Annotated in this window: 13 protein-coding genes; 9 read left to right on the top strand and 4 right to left on the bottom strand. The window is 75.0% G+C overall.

Going from position 1 to position 18,713, the window contains the following annotated elements:
* Window positions 1-1,457: 1,457 nt before the first annotated feature.
* Both ACNAVT_RS10925 and ACNAVT_RS10920 read left to right on the top strand, forming a co-directional pair.
* Window positions 1,458-3,194, top strand: coding sequence for a WG repeat-containing protein (locus ACNAVT_RS10925; RefSeq protein ID WP_416295621.1), 1,737 nt, complete (start codon window positions 1,458-1,460; stop codon window positions 3,192-3,194).
* Between the two features lie 106 nt (window positions 3,195-3,300).
* On the top strand, window positions 3,301-4,299 hold the full coding sequence (locus tag ACNAVT_RS10920; protein WP_416295236.1) for an aldo/keto reductase family protein: 999 nt from the start codon (window positions 3,301-3,303) through the stop codon (window positions 4,297-4,299).
* 103 nt (window positions 4,300-4,402) lie between these two features.
* Here ACNAVT_RS10920 and ACNAVT_RS10915 read toward each other — a convergent pair whose 3' ends face one another.
* Window positions 4,403-5,203 carry a site-2 protease family protein gene (locus ACNAVT_RS10915; protein ID WP_416295234.1) on the bottom strand — a complete coding sequence of 267 codons (801 nt, stop codon included), beginning with the start codon at window positions 5,201-5,203 and terminating at the stop codon, window positions 4,403-4,405.
* Window positions 5,200-5,400 carry a hypothetical protein gene (locus ACNAVT_RS10910; RefSeq protein WP_416295233.1) on the bottom strand — a complete coding sequence of 67 codons (201 nt, stop codon included), beginning with the start codon at window positions 5,398-5,400 and terminating at the stop codon, window positions 5,200-5,202. The genes ACNAVT_RS10915 and ACNAVT_RS10910 overlap by 4 nt, the downstream gene beginning before the upstream one ends.
* A 144-nt stretch (window positions 5,401-5,544) precedes the next feature.
* Between ACNAVT_RS10910 and ACNAVT_RS10905 the strand changes: the two genes are divergently transcribed.
* The 4 genes from ACNAVT_RS10905 (at window position 5,545) to ACNAVT_RS10890 (ending at window position 11,789) form a co-directional block, all read left to right on the top strand.
* Window positions 5,545-7,599, top strand: coding sequence for a protein kinase domain-containing protein (locus tag ACNAVT_RS10905; RefSeq protein ID WP_416295232.1), 2,055 nt, complete (start codon window positions 5,545-5,547; stop codon window positions 7,597-7,599).
* Window positions 7,600-7,698: 99 nt separating this feature from the next.
* Complete coding sequence (locus ACNAVT_RS10900; protein ID WP_416295230.1) at window positions 7,699-9,669, top strand: bifunctional adenosylcobinamide kinase/adenosylcobinamide-phosphate guanylyltransferase; 1,971 nt, start codon at window positions 7,699-7,701, stop codon at window positions 9,667-9,669.
* Complete coding sequence (cobS, locus tag ACNAVT_RS10895) at window positions 9,659-10,432, top strand: adenosylcobinamide-GDP ribazoletransferase (protein ID WP_416295228.1); 774 nt, start codon at window positions 9,659-9,661, stop codon at window positions 10,430-10,432. Before ACNAVT_RS10900 ends, cobS begins: the two co-directional genes overlap by 11 nt.
* Window positions 10,433-10,496: 64 nt before the next feature.
* Window positions 10,497-11,789 (top strand): DUF2314 domain-containing protein, encoded by a 1,293-nt coding sequence (locus tag ACNAVT_RS10890; RefSeq protein WP_416295619.1) that lies wholly within the window; start codon window positions 10,497-10,499, stop codon window positions 11,787-11,789.
* 90 nt (window positions 11,790-11,879) lie between these two features.
* Here the strand turns inward: ACNAVT_RS10890 and gcvT are convergent, their stop codons facing one another.
* Window positions 11,880-13,010 carry a glycine cleavage system aminomethyltransferase GcvT gene (gene gcvT, locus ACNAVT_RS10885; RefSeq protein ID WP_416295226.1) on the bottom strand — a complete coding sequence of 377 codons (1,131 nt, stop codon included), beginning with the start codon at window positions 13,008-13,010 and terminating at the stop codon, window positions 11,880-11,882.
* A 164-nt stretch (window positions 13,011-13,174) separates the two neighbouring features.
* Between gcvT and ACNAVT_RS10880 the strand changes: the two genes are divergently transcribed.
* The gene (locus ACNAVT_RS10880; protein WP_416295224.1) at window positions 13,175-14,743 is read left to right on the top strand and encodes a leucyl aminopeptidase; all 1,569 of its coding nucleotides are present in this window, start codon (window positions 13,175-13,177) and stop codon (window positions 14,741-14,743) included.
* Window positions 14,744-14,822: 79 nt separating this feature from the next.
* Here ACNAVT_RS10880 and ACNAVT_RS10875 read toward each other — a convergent pair whose 3' ends face one another.
* Entirely contained in the window at window positions 14,823-15,152 is a 330-nt protein-coding gene (locus tag ACNAVT_RS10875; protein WP_416295617.1) for a hypothetical protein, read from the bottom strand.
* Between the two features lie 178 nt (window positions 15,153-15,330).
* On the opposite strand from ACNAVT_RS10875, the gene lpdA reads away from it, so the two are divergent.
* Both lpdA and sucB read left to right on the top strand, forming a co-directional pair.
* Window positions 15,331-16,722, top strand: coding sequence for a dihydrolipoyl dehydrogenase (lpdA, locus tag ACNAVT_RS10870; RefSeq protein WP_416295222.1), 1,392 nt, complete (start codon window positions 15,331-15,333; stop codon window positions 16,720-16,722).
* 67 nt (window positions 16,723-16,789) lie between these two features.
* Window positions 16,790-18,592, top strand: coding sequence for a 2-oxoglutarate dehydrogenase, E2 component, dihydrolipoamide succinyltransferase (gene sucB, locus ACNAVT_RS10865; protein ID WP_416295220.1), 1,803 nt, complete (start codon window positions 16,790-16,792; stop codon window positions 18,590-18,592).
* Window positions 18,593-18,713 lie beyond the last annotated feature (121 nt).

Below are 18,713 nucleotides of genomic sequence, written 5' to 3'. Positions count from 1 at the left end.
GCGAGCCCGGCTTCGAACGCCCCACCGACCGGCGTGGCCACGGCTTCGACGGCCGAGTCGACCGGCGCGAGCCCGATGTCGAACGGCCAACCGACCGGCGCGACCAGGGCCTCGACGGTCCGCCGCGCCGCGAGCCCGACCCGCGCCGGGAGGCTGCCGCGTGGGCCGAGACGTACCGGGACGTTCCGTCGGACGGCGCCCGCCGGCCCATGGATCCGTACCGTCCGCAGCCCGGCCGGCCCGGCGACCCGCGTCCCGCCTCCCCCGGTCCCGACGAGCGGTGGGACACCCGCCGCCCCCCGGCCGACCCCGTGCGACAGCGTGCCGAGGAGTGGCCGCCCGTCGAGCGGCGGCCCCGGACCGAGCCGGCCGCGTACCGGCCCGACGACCGCCCGGTCGTTCCCGATCGGCCCGGCCCGGGCGGACGGCCGACTCGCCCCACCGACGAGGCGGCTTCCCGGTACGACGGTCGGCGCCCCGAGCCGGTCGGCCCCCGGCCCGAGCCGGTCGGCCCCCGGCCCGAGGACCGGCACCGGCCGGAGGAGCGGCCGGCCTTCCGCCCCCGCCCCGAGGAGTGGCAGGGCCGCCCGGCCGAGCCCGGCCCGGTCCGCCCCGACGGTTGGCGCTCGCCGGCCGAGCCGACGGCCCGTACGCGGCCCGACGACGTGCGGGGGCGGCCGACGTCGCCCGCCCCGACACGGCGCGACGACCTGCACGACCGGCCGGCGCAGGCCGCTCCGACGCGGCCCGACGAGGTACGGGAGCAGCCCGTCACGCCTGACTCCGTGGGGCCCGACGGCGTTCGGCGTCCGCCGGTGGGGCAACCCGACCCGCGGCCGGCGGCGCCGACCTCCGGCGCGCCCGTCTCCGGTCTGCCCGCCTCAGGCGTGCCCACCTCAGGCGTGCCCATCTCAGGCCTGCCCGCTTCAGGAGTGCCGGTCTCGGGAGTGCCGGTCTCGGGAGCGGCCGCATACCCGGCCGAGCAGCGGGTGCTGCGCGACCGGTCCGAGCGGCCGGACAAGCCGATCTCCGCGCCGCCGATCTCCGCGCCGCCGGCCCAGCCGCCACCGGCCTGGCCCGTCTCCGGGCTGCCCGCGTCGGCTTCCACACCGCCCCGACCGCCGGCGCCGCAGTCGGCACCGATTTCCGCGCCGCCGGCCGTACCGGTGTCGGTGCCGCCCGCACCCCCGGCGCCCGCGCCCACCGAGCGGGATGTCTCCGCGCCGCCGACCGGCCCGAGTTCGGCCGCGTCGGCCGAGGCGTCCCGGCCACCGGAGGCCTCCCGCCCGGCCCCGCCGGACGCCGCGGCTTCCCAGGGATCGGTCGACGATGTGGTGGCCGCGCCGGCATCGGCCCCGTCCACGGTGGGGACGGGCGGCGACCGCAGCGTCCTGGAGGCTGCTCGGGCCGCCCGGTCGGACGCCGGCCCGGCCGCCGCGCCCTCCACCGGTCGCCCGGTGGAGGAACTGGACGCCTGGTTCCGGCCGAATCAGCCGGCGCCGGATCCCGACGACACCACGCGACCCGTCTCGGGACCGCCCGCCCAGGATGCCGCGCCCGCGGCCCAGGCGCCCCCGCCCCAGGTTGCCGTGCCGACCGCGCCGCCGGTGTCGGCACCACCGGCCCAGGTGTCCGCACCACCCGCGCCCGTGTCGGCACCACCGGCCCAGGTCTCCGCACCACCAGCCCAGGTCTCCGCGCCACCCGCACCCCTGTCGGCACCACCGGCCCAGGTCTCCGCCCAGCCGGTGTCGGCACCACCGGCCCCGGTGTCCGCACCACCGGCCCAGGTCTCCGCGCCGCCCGCACCGGCCGCCCCGACGGACGAGCCGACGGACAAGCCGACGGACGAGTCGGCGGAGGGCGAACGACGCGAGGTGCGCCCGGCGGACCCCGAGCAGGCGCTGGCCGCCATCCGGTGGCGGCTGCACTCGCAGGAACTGCGGGAGGAGGCCCCCGATCCGGAGGCGCTGCGTGAGGTCCGGGACGGGCTCACCACGAAGCTCGGCAGCGCGCCCGACAACCGCAACCGGGCCCGGCTGCTGAGTCTGCGGTCGGTGGCCTCCCGGATCCTCGGCGACCTGGACGACGCTCTCGCCGACGCGCGGCTGGCCCTGACGTACGCGGAGGCCACCGGCGAGTTGCGGCGGACCGCGCTGGCCCGCGCCCGGCTGGCCGAGGTGCTGCGCTGGCGGGGCGAGCACGCGGAGGCCGACCGGCTCTTCGCCGCGGCCAATTCGCCCGAGTTGCCCGACCGGCTGCGTGCGGTGCTGCACGAGCACGCCGGCCGGTCCTGCTACGACCAGGGCCGGCTGACCGAGGCGTGCCTGCACTTCGAGCGGGCCCTGGACCTGCGCCAGGGCGAGGACGCCGAGCTGAACGCGCGTACGGCGCTGGCGCTGGACGCGGTCGCCGAGCGGGCGGCGGCCGACGGTTTCGGCCCGAAGCCACGGACCCGGGAGACGGTCCTGGGCAACGAGCGGTACCCGGTGCCCACCCTCGACGAGGAGCAGGAGCTCTGGGGGTACGCGGACGCCGAGGGCAACCTGGTGGTCGGCCACCGGTACGCCGAGGTGCAGCCGTTCCACGAGGGCGTGGCCTGGGTACGGCGCCCGGAGGCGTCCCGCTGGGCGTTGATCGACACCGCCGGCGCGGCGCTGATCGAGGCCAACAACGGCTACCGCGGGGTGGGCTCGTTCTCCGACGGCCTGGCCTGGGTGTCGATGGACGGCCAGGGCAGATGGATGGCGGTCGACCCGACCAACATCGTGAAGATCCCCCCGGGGTTCGAGGACGCCCGACCGTTCCGAGAAGGCCTGGCGGCGGTCCGCCAGAACGGCGGCTGGGGCGCGGTCGACCGGACGGGGCGGGTCGTCGTGCCGACCCGGTTCCACGGCTTCGCCACCGCCCTGGCCGACGGCCGGCACGTGGACGGCTTCACCGAGGAGGGCCTGGCCGTGGTGGAGTTGGCCGGCCGCCGGGGCGTGGTGGATCGGACCGGTCGGGTGCTGGTCGACCCGGCGTACCCGGCTCTGGTCGTGCACCCGGTCGCCTTCCTGATCGGCGACGGGTCGGGCCGCTGGGGCGCGCTGGACCGGCGGGGCGAGCCGCTGATCGACCCGGTACACCCGAGCCACGCTGCGGTGGTGGCGGAGATCGACCAACTGCTCGCCGACACCAGCCCGGTGCTCTGACCCGCGAACGGCCGTGGCGCCGCCCGGGCGCGGAACGCCGTCGGCGCGGCCACCAGGTCGTCGCGCCGGACGGAGACCCATGATCGGGCAGGACTAGGGTCGAGTCATGGAATTCCGACACCTAGGCCGCTCGGGCCTGTTGGTCAGCGAGATCTCGTACGGCAACTGGATCACTCACGGTTCGCAGGTCGAGGAGGAGGCGGCGACCGCCTGCGTGCGGGCCGCCCTGGACACCGGCATCACCACCTTCGACACCGCCGACGTGTACGCCGGCACGAAGGCCGAGGAGGTGCTCGGCCGCGCGCTGAAGGGCGAGCGGCGCGAAGGGCTGGAGATCTTCACCAAGGTCTACTGGCCGACCGGCCCGGGTCGCAACGACCGCGGGCTGTCCCGCAAGCACATCATGGAGTCGATCAACGGCTCGCTCCGCCGCCTGCAGACCGACTACGTGGACCTCTACCAGGCCCACCGCTACGACTACCACACGCCGCTCGAGGAGACGATGGAGGCCTTCGCCGACGTCGTGCACTCCGGCAAGGCGCATTACATCGGCGTCTCGGAGTGGAAGGCGTCGCAGATCCGCGAGGCCCACCAGCTCGCCCGTGAGCTGCGCATCCCGCTGGTCTCGAGCCAGCCGCAGTACTCGATGCTGTGGCGGGTCATCGAGGCTGAGGTGATCCCCACCAGCGAGGAGCTGGGCCTGGGCCAGATCGTCTGGTCGCCGATGGCCCAGGGGGTGCTCTCCGGCAAGTACCTGCCGGGGCAGCCGCCGCCGGCCGGCTCCCGGGCCACCGACGAGAAGTCCGGCGCGGGCTTCATCGCCAGGTTCATGACCGACGAGGTGCTCACCCGGGTGCAGCGGCTCAAGCCGCTGGCCGAGCAGGCCGGGCTGACCATGCCGCAGCTCGCCATCGCCTGGGTGCTGCAGAACCCGAACGTCTCCTCGGCGATCATCGGGGCGTCCCGACCGGAGCAGGTGCACGACAACGTGAAGGCGGCGGGCGTGCGGCTCGACGCCGACCTGCTCAAGGCCATCGACGAGATCGTCGACCCGATCACCGAGCGCGACCCGGCCAAGACCGAGAGCCCGGCGCAGCGCCCGTGACGCTCTCCCCGGGCCGGCGCGGCCACCGCGCCGGCCCGGGCCCTTCTCCGGGTACGCGCACGACCGGTCACCCCGCCGCTGCGCGGCGGCTCCCGCCGCCCGGTCAGCCCTGCCAGAACCGGATCAGTTCGCGCCCGAGGACGTAGAGCTCGGGCGGCAGCCCGAGGAAATCGGCCACCTTGAAGACCGCACCGAAGAACCAGCCGTTGATCCGCGGGTTCCACAGCAGCGCGAAGAGCAGGATGAAACCGAACGGGGCGAACAGGTCGTACATCCGGCGGTACTGCGGGCTGAGCCACGGCTGGATCATGTTGCCGCCGTCCAGGCCGGGCACCGGCAGCAGGTTGAGCACGCTGGCGGTGAGCTGGAGGAACGCCAGCAGGCCCACGCCGGCCCAGAACGCCAGCGGGCCGCCCACCGCACCGGGGCCGACCAGCAGCGCCGCCACCAGCAGCAGGGTGAACAGCACGTTGGTGGCCGGGCCGGCCAGGCTGACCAGGGTGTGCCGCAGCCGGCCGGGGATGGCGTGCCGGTCGACCCAGACCGCGCCGCCGGGCAGGCCGATGCCGCCGAGCAGCACAACGACCACCGGCAGAATGATCGACAGCAGCGGGTTGGTGTATTTCAGCGGGTTGAGCGTCAGGTAGCCCCGGTGGGCGATGTCCCGGTCGCCGGACCGGTAGGCGACGACCGCGTGGGCGTACTCGTGCAGGCAGAGTGAGACCAGCCAGCCCGAGACCACGAACAGGAAGACGTCGAACCGGACGTTGCCGAACCCGTGCCAGATCAGCACGCCGCTGGTCGCGAAGAGCGCGACCAGCGCGAGGAAGATCGGGCTGGGCCGGAACGCCGCCCGCGGCACCCCGAGCACCAGCGGATCACCGGGGCGGTCGTAGCCCGTCATTGGACCGGCGGCAGCAGACTCATGCGGTACTCCACCCGGTCGTCCTCGACGAGCGCGACGGAGGTGACGCCGGACGCCGCGAGCTCCCGCCAGGTCTGGCCGATCCACGACTCGGCGTCCGCCTGGCTGCCGAACGACTCGGCCGGTCCGTCGACCGACTCGCCGTTCGTGCCCTCGTACCGCCAGCTCCACGCCATGCCGCGTCTCCCCTCGCCGCCGTCGTCCCCTGGGACGAACCCCCGCAAGCGTAGTCGGCCCGATCCGGATCGGTCCGGCCACCACGTTCCGGACGGGTCACCGGGTGGATCATGCGGGGAGCCGGCGGCCGGTACGGTGGCGCGGTGCTGACTCAAGGAGTGGTGCTCAGCGACCGCTATCGGCTGAGCGAACGCATCGCGACCGGCGGCATGGGGGCCGTCTGGAAGTGCACCGACACCCTGCTGGACCGCGAGGTCGCGGTGAAGGTGCTGCTGCCGTCGCTGGTCGACGACCCCGAGTTCACCACCCGCTTCCACGCCGAGGCCCGGATGATGGCCGCGCTGCGGCACCCGGGCATCGTGCAGGTGCACGACTTCGGCTCCGCCACGCTCGCCGACGGCAGCCAGGTCAGCTACCTGGTGATGGAGTACGTCGACGGCGATCCGCTGGTGACCTGGATCCGCCGCGCCGGCCGGCTCGACCCGGCGTCCACCATGTCGGTGGTGGCGCAGGCCGCGGACGCGCTGCACGCCGCCCACCTCGCCCGGATCGTGCACCGGGACGTCAAGCCCGGAAACCTGCTGGTCAAGCGGGACGGCACGGTGGTGCTGGTCGACTTCGGCATCGCCCGGGCCACCACCATGGCGGGGATCACCGCCGCGCACATGGTGCTCGGCACCGCCTCGTACATGTCGCCGGAGCAGGCCACCGGCCAGCCCGTCTCGCCCGCCACCGACGTCTACGCGCTCGGCGCGGTCGCCTACTTCTGCCTCGCCGGCCGCCCGCCCTTCGAGGGCGACAACCCGCTGCAGGTGGCGCTGCGACATGCCCAGGACGAGCCCGCGCCGCTGCCGCCGGGCACGCCCCCGGCGGTGGTCGAGCTGGTCCGCCGGGCGCTGGCGAAGAGCCCCGGCGACCGGTACCCGAGCGCCGTGGCCATGGCCGAGGCCGCCCAGGACGCCCGGGACGCGACCCTGGCCAGCGTCCCGGTCCCGCCCCGGCCGCCGTGGGCGGTGGCCGGTCCGGCCGTGCCCGGGCCCGCCGTCCTCCCCGCGCCCGACGCCGGCCCGCCCGCCGCGGCGCAGTCCGGCGGTACGGCGTCCGGCAGCCGTTCCCACGCCGGGTTCCCGGCCGGACCGCGCCCCGGCTCCGGGCCGGACCCGAGCAGCCTCGCACCGTCGTCGGCAGGCACACCCGACACCGGAGCGTCGACCGGCGTCCCCGGCCCCGCCGAGCCCGAACCCGGCACCGGTGCCGGGTTCGGTGGCGCGGGCGGGTTCGCTCAGCCGCCGTCCCGGCCGTACGCCGACGCCGGGCCGCGCGGCGGCTCCGGGCACCCGGGTCCGCCCCCCGCCGGCCCCGCCTGGTCGGTCGGCGCCGCGCACCCGGGCCAGCCCGGTCCGCGCCCCGGCGGGTACGCACCGGAGCCGGACCGGCAGGCCAGCTCGGGCGTGCCGCCGACGTTGGAGGAGCCGGCGGGACGTCCCGGCCGGGGGCGGCTGTTGGCGCTGGCCGGCGCTGCCGGCGTCGTCGTCATCGCGCTGGTGACCGCGGTGGCCGTGGCGGCGTTGTCCCCCGGCGACGACAAGGATGCGGGGCAGAGCCCGGCCGCGCTGACCGGGGAGTCCGTGCCCGCCGACCCGGGGCAGCCGGGACCGGAGGCCACGGCGGGCGCGGCGGAGCCGACCCCGAGCCGTACCGACCGGACCGGCCGGTCACCGTCGGCCACGCCGAGTCACCCGGCGGGCGGCGCGGCCACCCCGTCGGTCGGCGCGTCGGGCGGCGTGTCGGCACCCCCGAGCACCGGCGGCGGCACGGGCGCGCCGAAGCCGACGGGCACGACCAGTGCCCCGGAGAAGCCCAACCCGTACACGCCCGCGCAGGCGTGCGGCAGCGGCTACCAGGTGATCGACTCGGCCCCGCTGACCGCGAACGGGGTCCGCAAGGCGCGGGTCTACCTGCTCTACAACAACGCCAGCAAGGCCAACTGCGTGGTCACCATGAAGGACACCGACGTCGGCCGGGCCAGCAAGGTGACGGCGTACCTGGAGGTGCAGGGGAAAACCCGCCAGACGGACAGCGGGTCGTTCTCGTACTACGCCGGGCCGGTCCGGGCCACCGCCGGCGGCACCTGCGTGAAGTGGGGCGGGTCGGTCGCCGGGGCGAGCTACGGAAGCGGGTTCGAGCACTGCGGCTGAGCCCCGCCGGGGCCCGGCCCGGCCCGTCACGGGGCGCGCCCAGCGGACGCCGTACGGGCCGGCAGGCGGCGACCGGCCGGCCGGCTTTAAGGTACGGGCATGTCCGTTGACGGGTGGAACACCCTCCTGGTGCTCGGTGGTATCCGGTCCGGCAAGTCCGAGTTCGCGGAATCGCTGGTCACCGACGCGCCCACGGTCCGGTATGTGGCCACCGCCCCCGAGGGGGACCCGGCGGACACCGAGTGGGCGACCCGCCTCGCGGCGCACCGGGCCCGCCGGCCCGGAAGCTGGACCACCGAGGAGACCGCAGCCGATCCGGGCCGGCTGGCCGACGTGATCGCGACCGCCGGGCCGAACGAGACGCTGCTCGTCGACGACCTCGGCGGCTGGGTGACCGTGCTGCTCGACCCGGCCCACCAGCCCGCCGACGACACGGCCACCATCGCCGCGCTCGCGGCGGCGGTCCGGGCGAGCGCGGCCCGGCTGGTGCTGGTCAGCCCGGAGGTGGGGCTCACCCTGGTGCCGACCACGCCGCTGGGCCGGGCCTTCACCGACGCGCTGGGCTCGACCAACCAGGCGGTCGCCGATGCCTGCGACGCGGTCGTGCTGGTCGTGGCCGGCCAGCCCACCTGGCTGAAGCCGGCCGGCCCACCGCCGCACCCCGCCGAGCCGGCGCAGGCCGGCCCCGGCCAGGCGGGCGCCCCGGCGCAGGTGCCGGTCGGCGCCGCCCCGATCGGCGAAGCGGAGCAGGCGCTGCCCGACGTGCTGACCCCGGACATGGCGCCGCCCCTGCCGGCCCCCGAGCCGGTGCCGGCGCCCGGCTGGGCGGCCCCCACCATGGGGCTGCCGACGGTCGCCACCGGCCTGGTCATCCAGCCCGGCATGGAACTGCCGATGCCCGACGACTACGCCGGCCCGCAGGCGGTCGACCGACTCGTCACCCTGGACATCCCGGGCGCCGGTCTCGGCGTGCTGGACCGGGTGGTCAGCTTCGCCGCCGCGACCCAGGGCACCCCGACCCCGGTGCCGTGGAGTTCCGTGCGGGTGCTGCTGCTGCACGGCGACCACGCCGGCGGCGCGTCGGCCGGCGCGGCGCCCGGCGAGTCGGCCCGCCGCGCCCGGCAGGCCCGCGCCGGCAAGGGGGCGCTGGCCCGGTTGGCGGCCGAGAGCAGGGCCAGCCTCCAGGTGGTCGAGGCGCCCGCCTCCGCCGCCATCGAGGACGGGCCGGCGCTCACCGCCGACGAGGTCGAGTCGGCGCTGCGGTACGGCTGGCGGCTGGCCGAGCAGGCCGCCGACGCGGGCGTGCAGCTGCTGGTGCTGGCGGCGTGCGGGGCCGGCACCGAGGCCGCCGCCGCGGCGGTGCTGGCGGCCACGGCCGGCGCGGAACCCCCGGCGGTGCTGAGTCGGGTGTTGACCGAGCACAACGAGTTCGACGACGCGGCCTGGATGGTCCGCTGCGCGGCGGTCCGGGACGCCCTGCACCGCACCCGCCGCAACGCCCGCGACGCCAAGGACGTGCTGGCGGAGCTGGGCGGCGGCGACATCGCCGTGGCCACCGGCGTGCTGCTCGGGGCGACCGCCCGGCGGATACCCGTGCTGCTGGACGGGCCGGTCGGCGTGGCCGCCGGCATGGTCAGCCGCGACCTGGCCGGGCAGGCCCGACACTGGTGCCTGCTGCCGGACCACGGCGGGCAGCCGGCGGTCCGGCTCGCCGCCGACGTGCTCGGCCTCACCCCGCTGGTGGACCTGCGGCTCGACCTCGGCGAGGGGGCGACGGCGCTGGCCACCCTGCCGCTGCTGCGCTCGGTGCTGGCGCTGGCCGCCGGCCTGCCGGTGCACCCGTCGCTCGGCGGCGGCGAGGACGACGAGGAGTTCGTCGAGCCCGAGCCGGCCGGTCCCGGGCCGACCACGACGGAGCCGGAGTTCGCCGAGCCCGAGCCGCCCGGTCCCGGGCCCACCACGACGGAGCCGGAGTTCGCCGAGCCGGAGCCGGCCGGACCCGGGCCTGCCACGGTCGAGCCGGACGAGCCGGTAGCGGTGCCGGACTCCCCCGGCCGGCGTGCCGACTGAGTCGCGGCTCGCCGACGGGATCCGGCTGGCGGTCACCACCTTCACCACGCTGCCGGTACGCGCCGGCACGGTGGACCGGGCCGCGGCGGCCACCGCGATGGCGCTCGCCCCGGCGGTCGGGGCGCTGCTCGGCGCGCTGCTCGCGGCGGTGCTGCTGCTGGTCGCCGCCGTCGCGCCCCCGCTGGTCGCCGCCGTCGTCACCGTCGGACTCGGCGCGCTGCTCACCCGGGGTCTGCACCTGGACGGGCTGGCCGACACCGTGGACGCGCTGGGGTCGTACCGGCGCGGCGCGGCGGCACTGGAGATCATGAAGAAGCCGGACGTCGGCCCGTTCGGGGTGGTCGCGCTGGTGGTCGTACTCCTGCTCCAGGCCGCGGTGCTCGCGGAGCTGGCCGGGCGGTCGTGGCCGGCGGTGCTCGCCGCAGTGGCCGCCGCTACGGCGGCCGGGCGGCTCGGTGCCGGCCTGGCCTGCCGGCGCGGGGTGCCCGCCGCCCGGCCGAACGGGCTCGGCGCGCTGGTGGCCGGCACGGTCCCGCCGGTCGCGCTGGTCGCCGGCACGGCCGCCGTCGCGCTGCTGGCGGTGCCGGCGGTGCCGGGCCGCCCCGGGCAGGGTCCGCTCGCCGTCGTCGCCGCGCTCGCCGTCGGGGCGGTGCTCCTCCGGCACGTGGTACGCCGGTTCGGCGGGATCACCGGGGACGTGCTCGGGGGCACCGTGGAGATCGTCACCACGCTGACCTACCTGGGACTGGTGCTGTCCGGCTGATCGTCACCCGTCCGGACAGGTAGCGTTCATGTTCGACAGCACCGGTGCGGTCGAGGGGGACGGCATGCTCATCACGGACGACTTCCTGCCCGTACCGGTCCCGGAGTCGCTGGACGCGACCTACCTGGTGCCGATCGTGGGGCTGCCGAAGGTCAGCCCGAAGACCGCGGTGGAGGGCTTGGCCGGGCGGCTCGCCGAGCCGGTGCACGGGCTGGCGAAGCAGATGCTGGACAGCCCGCTGATGACGGTGGACACCCGGCAGGTCAGCGAGTTCCCCGAGCTGCCGCCGGACCTGCTGACCGCGTTCGGCGCCACCGAGGCCCAGCTGGCCCGACTGGCCGCCGCGACCCACCTGGTGGTGGTGCAGGCGGAGTACCGGCCCGGTTGGCCGCCGGCGCACGAGTGGGCGGCCCGGGCGGTGGCCGCGGCGATCGCCGAAACGGTCGGCGGGGACGTGGTGGATGTCTTCGGGCTCCAGTTCCTCGATCCGGCAGCCGCCCTGCGGTCGCTCCCCGACGAACAGGGCCGGGTCCGGTTGGTCGACTGGGTGCTGGTGCCATACTCGTCGGACGCCGACGGGCTCTGGTTCACCACCAAGGGGCTGCGCCGCTTCGGGTTGCTGGAACTCCAGACCCAGGGGGTGCCCGACCACCTCACCCGGGCCTGGGGCGCGGTGATGACCGGCGCCGCCCGGCGGCTGCTGCGGGACTGGACCGAGGGGCTGGCCGGCGAGGAGGTGCCGGCGTTCGTGCAGCTTCCGGTGCTGGCCACGGTGACCGGGCACGACATCGCGGTGGCGTACGGCAATCCGGAGCAGCACGGCGCGACGGCGCCCGTCCTGCTGCGGCTGGAGCTGGACCCGGCGACCGACCCGGACGCCGACTCGTTCCTCAGCCTCAACCCGCCGCCCGGGCATCCCGGGCCGGCCGGCCGCTACTTCGCCGCCGCCTGCGCCACCCTGTTCGACGGCATCCAGCCCGACGTCCGGTACGCCCGCCCCGGTGACGCGATGAGCAAGGCGATCGCCGTGGCCCGGGCCGGGCTGGGCGACATTCGCGCCCGCTTCCTCGCCAACCAGCTGCCCGTCGAGACGCAGCTCGTGGTCAAGTACGGCCTGCCTGGCGACGACGGTCCCGAGTTCGTGTGGGCCGGGGTGACCTCGTGGGAGAGCCCGGAGCGGATCGTCGGCGCCAGCGCCAGCGACGCCGCCACCGACCCCACGGTGCGCATCGGCGCCCCGGTCGTGGTGGAGGCGTCCGACGTCGTCGACTGGGCCCTGCTCGACGGCACCGGCGTGATCGAGGGCGGCTGGACCCAGGCGGTCCTGGACGCCGGCGAACGCCCGACCGCCGACTGACGCCCGCCGCGCTCCGCGGTTGGTCGAGAGGTTCGCGCCGCCGGCGGGCCGGATCCCGACGCAAACCTCTCGATCAACGACGACGGCGGATCAGCGGACGGAGGGCTGGACGAAGGGGGGTCGGGTGAGGCGCAGCTGGGCGCGGCGGCCGCGGATGTCGACGTCGAGGACCTCGCCGTCGGCGAGCTTGGGCTCGGTGTCGATCAGAGCCAGGGCGATGCCCTGCTTCTTCGTCGGGCTGAACGTGCCGCTGGTGACGGTGCCGATCCGGGTGTCGCCGGCGTACACCGCCATGCCGGGGCGCGGGATCGCCCGGTCGACCGCCTCGAGGCCGCGCAGCGTACGCCGGGGGCCGGCGGCCTTCTCGGCGAGCAGCACGTCCCGGCCCCAGAAGGCCGGCTTGTCCCAGCCCACCGCCCAGCCGGAGCGGCCCTGCACCGGGGTGATCTCCAGGGACAGGTCCTGCCCGTGCAGCGGGTATCCCATCTCGGTGCGCAGCGTGTCCCGCGCGGCCAGCCCGCAGGCGCGCAGCTCGTACGCCGCGGCTTCGGCGAACAGCGCGTCCCAGACGGCGACCGCGTGCTCGGCCGGGACGACCAGCTCGTAACCCATCTCGCCGGTGTAGCCGGTGCGGCACACGGTCAACTCCGCGCCGGCCAGCTTGCCGGCGGAGAAGCTCATGTAGTCGTGCTCGGTGGGCAGGCCCAGCGCGCCGAGCAGCTCCGCCGAGCGCGGCCCCTGCACCGCGAGGACCGCGTAGGACTCGTGCTCGTCGGTGACGACCACCCCGGTCGGCGCGGCGGCGCGCAGCCGGCGGACCACCTCGGCGGTGTTCGCCGCGTTCGGGATGAGGAAGACGTGGTCGTCGGCGTGCAGGTAGGCGATGATGTCGTCCACCACGCCGCCGGTGGCCTCGTCGCAGCAGAGCGTGTACTGCGCCTTGCCGGGACCGATCCGGCCGAGGTCGTTGGTGAGGCAGGCGTTGACGAAGGCCGCGGCACCCGGACCGGTGAGCCGGGCCTTGCCGAGGTGCGAGACGTCGAAGACGCCCACCCCGGTACGCACTGCCGTGTGCTCCTTGAGCACGCCGCCGCCGGCGTACTCCAGCGGCATCTCCCACCCCCCGAAGGGGGCGAACTTGGCGCCGAGCGCGGTGTGCCGCTCGTGCAACGGGGAATGGCGCAGCCGGATCGCGGCGGCGTCGGAGGTCACCTCGGTCATGGGTGGCAACTTACCGCCACCTGCACGGCTGGTTAGCATCGGCGGGACCCGTCGGAGCGTATCGGCGGGACAGCCACGCGTCCGGCGGGTAGGTTGCCGCCGGAGAGACCTTCATCGCCGGTCCGCGACGACGCGACCGGCCCGGCCCGCCCGGAGTAGCCTCAGTGACATCGCCCCGTACCACCCTCAGCCTGGTCGACACCGACCCCGCCGAACTCGCCGTCGACGCGATCGTGATCGGCGTGCACAGCCAGACCGGAGAGCAGGAGTCCGGCGCACCCGCCGGCAACCTGCTGCTGGCCAGCGGCGCGGAGAGCATCGCCGCCGCGTTCGACGGCAAGCTGACCGAGACCCTGGCCCTGCTCGGCGCGACCGGCGGCGCCGGCGAGGTGATCAAGCTGGCCACGCTGGGCACGGTCACCGCCCCGGTCGTCGCCGCTGTCGGGCTCGGCCCCGAGCCGACCGGTGCCGCCCCGGCCCCGGAGACCCTGCGCCGGGCCGCCGGTGCCGTGGTCCGTGCGCTGGCCGGCGCGCCCCGCGTCGCGCTCGCCCTGCCGCTGCCCGACGACGCGGACGCCCCGGCCGCGCTGCGCGCGGTCGCCGAGGGTGCGCTGCTCGGCGGCTACCGGTTCGCCGGCTACAAGACCAAGCCACAGCCGACCCGGCGCGAGCCGGTGGGCGAGGTCCTGGTCGCGGTGCCGGACGCCGCCGACGCGACCGCCCAGGCGGAGGTCGCCCGGGCCCAGGCGGTGGCCGGCGCGGTGCTGACCAGCCGGGACTGGGTCAACACCGCCCCGAACGAGCTGCGCCCGCCCGCGTTCGCCGAGGCCGTGGCCGCCGCCGCCCGCGAGGCCGGGCTCGGTGTCGAGGTGCTCGACGAGACGGCGCTGAAGTCCGGCGGGTACGGCGGCATCCTCGCCGTCGGGCAGGGCTCGGAGGCCCCGCCGCGGCTGGTGAAGCTGACCTACACCCCGGCCGGTGGCGGCAACGGCAAGCGGGTGGCGCTGGTCGGCAAGGGCATCACCTTCGACACCGGCGGCATCTCGATCAAGCCGGCCCAGGGCATGTGGGAGATGAAGTCCGACATGGCCGGCGCGGCGGCGGTCGGCGCGGCCATGCTGGCGATCGCGGCGCTCAAGCCGTCGGTGGCCGTCACCGGATACCTGCCGATGGCGGAGAACATGCCGTCGGGCACCAGCTACCGGCCGGGCGACGTGATCACCATGTACAGCGGCAAGAAGGTGGAGGTGCTCAACACCGACGCCGAGGGCCGGATGATCCTCGCCGACGGCATCGCCCGGGCCTGCGAGGACGGCGCCGACTACCTGTTCGAGACCTCGACCCTGACCGGCGGCCAGGTGATCTCGCTGGGCAAGAAGATCGCCGGCGTGATGGGTACCCCGGAACTGTGCGAGCGGGTGAAGGCCGCCGGTGAGGCGACCGGCGAGCCGGCCTGGCCGATGCCGCTGCCGGACGACGTCCGCAAGGGCATGGACTCCGACGTCGCGGACATCTCGCAGGTCAACGCGGGCATGGACCGGGCCGGCCACATGCTCCAGGGCGGCGTCTTCCTGCGCGAGTTCGTCACCGAGGACGTGGCCTGGGCGCACATCGACATCGCCGGCCCCGGCTACCACTCGGGCGAGCCGACCGGCTACTGGACCAAGGGCGGCACCGGCGTCCCGGTCCGTACCCTGATCCACCTGGTCGACGACATCGCCGCCAACGGCTGACGCCGGCCCGAGATCCACTCAGCTTCGGGGAAGTTGCTGCCTCCGCACACCGGGAGACAGCGACTTCCCCGACGCTGCTTCAGAAGAGCTCCGGGCGGCGCTTGCGGCGTTCGTTGTAGTCGCGCATGCGCTGGGGATAGCCCATGAGGCGGACGTCGTAGATCGGGATGGCGATCTTGTGCGCGAAGCGGCGCGCCTCCTCCGGGCTACCGACCCGCCGCCGGGTCCACTCGCCGTCGTCGGCGATCAGCATGACCGTGGTCTCGGTGACCGTCGTGCGGGGTTCCAGGTACGCCTCGACGCCGCGCCGGGTCTGGACAAAGTTCTCAAGGTGCTCCACATCGGCGCGGTCGGCGGCCCGGTCGCGGCTCACCGCGCCCGTGCGTTTGCGTCGTCGGAACAGCCCCACCGCGCCCAACTCCTCCCCGCCCATCATCGAAATCGGTGCCAAGCGTACGTGGAGGGGACGTGTCGTTGGGCACCTCACTACGCGCGCGGTCGGCGGTGGTGACAAGATGACCGAGATGGGGTGTGCCTGTTACTCCCCCTTAACCCCCGATGCAGTGACGCGAACTGGGAGTTGGAACGTGAGCGAGCCGAACGACGCAACCTTCGACATCGTCATCCTCGGAGGTGGCAGCGGCGGCTACGCGACCGCCCTGCGCGCCGTCCAGTTGGGCCTGACGGTCGCGCTGGTCGAGAAGGGCAAGCTCGGGGGCACCTGCCTGCACAACGGCTGCATCCCCACCAAGGCCCTGCTGCACGCCGCCGAGATCGCCGACCAGACCCGCGAGTCGGAGCAGTTCGGCATCAAGGCCGAGCTGGTCGGCATCGACATGGCCGGGGTCAACTCGTACAAGGACGGCGTGATCTCCCGGCTCTACAAGGGCCTCCAGGGGATGCTCAAGAGCAACAAGGCGATCACCATCGTCGAGGGCCACGGCAAGCTCGTCGCGCCGAACACCGTCGAGGTCGACGGCAAGCGCTACACCGGCCGCAACGTCGTCCTGGCCTCCGGCTCGTACGCCAAGAGCCTGCCCGGCCTGGAGATCGACGGCGAGCGGGTGATCACCAGCGACCACGCCCTGGTCCTCGACCGGGTGCCGTCGTCGGCGATCGTGCTCGGCGGCGGCGTGATCGGCGTCGAGTTCGCCAGCGTCTGGAAGTCCTTCGGCGTGGACGTGACCATCATCGAGGCACTGCCGCGCCTGGTCGCCGCCGAGGACGAGGAGTCGTCGAAGGCGCTGGAGCGGGCCTTCCGCAAGCGGAAGATCAACTTCAAGGTCGGCAAGCCGTTCGAGAAGGTCGAGAAGACCGAGAACGGCGTCAAGGTGACGATCGCCGGTGGCGAGGTCGTCGAGGCCGAGCTGCTGCTGGTCGCCGTCGGGCGCGGCCCGAGCACCGCCAACCTCGGGTACGAGGAGCAGGGCGTCAAGATGGACCGCGGCTACGTGCTGACCGACGAGCGGCTGCGCACCAGCGTGCCGAACGTCTACGCCGTCGGCGACATCGTGCCGGGTCTCCAGCTCGCCCACCGCGGCTTCCAGCAGGGAATCTTCGTCGCCGAGGAGATCGCCGGCCAGAACCCGGCCGTGATCGACGAGGCCGGCATCCCGCGGGTCACCTACTGCGACCCGGAGCTGGCGTCGGTCGGCCTGACCGAGGCCAAGGCCAAGGAGCAGTACGGCGCTGACAAGATCAAGACTTACAACTACAACCTGGGTGGCAACGGCAAGAGCCAGATCCTCAAGACCGCCGGCTTCGTGAAGCTGGTCCGGGTCGAGGACGGCCCGGTCGTCGGCGTGCACATGGTGGGCGCCCGGGTCGGCGAGCTGATCGGCGAGGCGCAGCTCATCTACAACTGGGAGGCGTACCCGGCCGAGGTGGCGCAGCTCGTGCACGCCCACCCGACGCAGAACGAGGCCCTGGGCGAGGCGCACCTGGCCCTCGCCGGCAAGCCGCTGCACGCGCACGCCTGACCACGACAACCGCGGCGTCCGGCGACGGGCGATGATCCCATCAGGGAAATGAAGGAGTCTGGAGAACATGCCGGTATCGGTCACCATGCCCCGGCTCGGCGAGAGCGTCACCGAGGGCACCGTCACGCGCTGGCTCAAGCAGGAGGGCGACACCGTCGAGGTCGACGAGCCGCTGCTTGAGGTGTCCACCGACAAGGTGGACACCGAGATCCCGTCGCCCGCGGCGGGCGTGCTGAGCCGGATCGTGGTCGGCGAGGACGAGACCGCCGAGGTCGGCAGTGAGCTGGCGGTCATCGCCGGCGAGGGCGAGCAGGCCGGCGCGGCCGCCGCCCCGCAGCCGGCGGAGCAGGCCGCGGAGGCCGCCGCCGCGCCGCAGGCCGAGGCGGAGCAGCCGGCCGTGCAGGAGCCGGCGGCCCCGGCCCCGGCTCCGGCGGGCGCGGGCACCCCGGTCAAGATGCCGGCCCTGGGCGAGAGCGTCACCGAGGGTACGGTGACCCGCTGGCTCAAGCAGGTCGGCGACAGCGTCGAGGTGGACGAGCCGCTGCTGGAGGTCTCCACCGACAAGGTCGACACCGAGATCCCCTCGCCGGTCGCCGGCACGCTGCTGGAGATCAAGGTCGCCGAGGACGAGACCGCCGAGGTCGGCGCGGACCTGGCGATCGTCGGCGCGGCCGGTGCCGCGCCGGCCCAGCCCGCACCCGCACCCGCACCCGCGCCCAAGGCCGAGGCGAAGCCGGAGCCGAAGCCCGAGGCCAAGCCGGCGCCCGCGGTCGAGCCGACCCCGGGTGTGTCGTACAACGAGCCGGCAGCCGAGGCGGAGACCGCCGCCCAGCCGGCGCAGGTCGAGCGGGCCGCGCAGCCGGCCGCGCCGGCTCCCGCGCCGCAGCGCCCGACCGCCCCGGTGCAGGGCGGCGGCGAGGAGGCCGCGGGCTACGTGACCCCACTGGTGCGCAAGCTGGCCGCCGAGCACGGCGTGGCCCTGTCCTCGGTCGCCGGCACCGGCGTCGGCGGGCGGATCCGCAAGCAGGACGTGCTGGAGGCGGCGGAGAAGGCCAAGGCCGCGAAGGCCGCGCCGGCCGCGCAGCCGGCCCCCGCCGCCCCGGCGGCGGCCCCGGCCAAGCCGGCCGCGAAGCCGCAGCCGAGCGCGAAGCGGGGCACCACCGAGAAGCTGCCCCGGATCCGGGCGGCAATCGCCAAGCGGATGCAGCAGTCGCTGCACGAGATGGCGCAGCTCACCACGGTGATCGAGGTGGACGTCACCAAGATCGCCAAGCTGCGGGCACAGGCGAAGGACTCCTTCCAGCAGCGGCACGGCGTGAAGCTGTCCTTCCTGCCGTTCTTCGCTCTCGCCGCCGTCGAGGCGCTCCAGACGTTCCCGATCGTCAACGCCAGCATGGACCTTGACGCCGGGACGATCACCTACCCCGACGCCGAGCACCTCGGCATCGCGGTGGACACCGAGCGGGGCCTTCTGGTGCCGGTCATCCACAACGCCGGCGACCTCAACCTGGGCGGCATCGCCAAGCGGGTCGCCGATCTGGCCGAGCGCACCCGGACCAACAAGATCAGCCCGGACGAGATCGCCGGAGCGACGTTCACGCTGACCAACACCGGCAGCCGGGGCGCGCTCTTCGACACCCCGATCGTGCCGTCGCCGCAGTCGGCGATGCTCGGCACGGGTGCCGTGGTGAAGCGCCCGGTCGTGGTCAACGACCCGGAGCTGGGCGAGGTCGTCGCGGTCCGCTCGATGGTCTACCTGGCCATGTCCTACGACCACCGGCTGATCGACGGCGCGGACGCGGCCCGCTTCCTCGTCGCGGTCAAGGAGCGCCTGGAGGCCGGCAACTTCGAGGCCGAGCTGGGGCTCTGATCCGGTAACACCCTGACGAAGGGGGCGCGCGGCGAACGCCGTGCGCCCCCTTCGTCGTACCGGAGGAACGAGCGCGGTCACCGCCCGGGCGGGCCGAATCCAGCCCGGAAGCGCCCGGCCA

The sequence above is a fragment of the Micromonospora sp. SL4-19 genome (assembly GCF_047921475.1).
In the GTDB taxonomy this organism is placed as follows: domain Bacteria; phylum Actinomycetota; class Actinomycetes; order Mycobacteriales; family Micromonosporaceae; genus Micromonospora.
The sequence above is the reverse complement of the archived record's forward strand: the minus strand, read 5'-3'. Positions and strand labels throughout refer to the sequence as shown.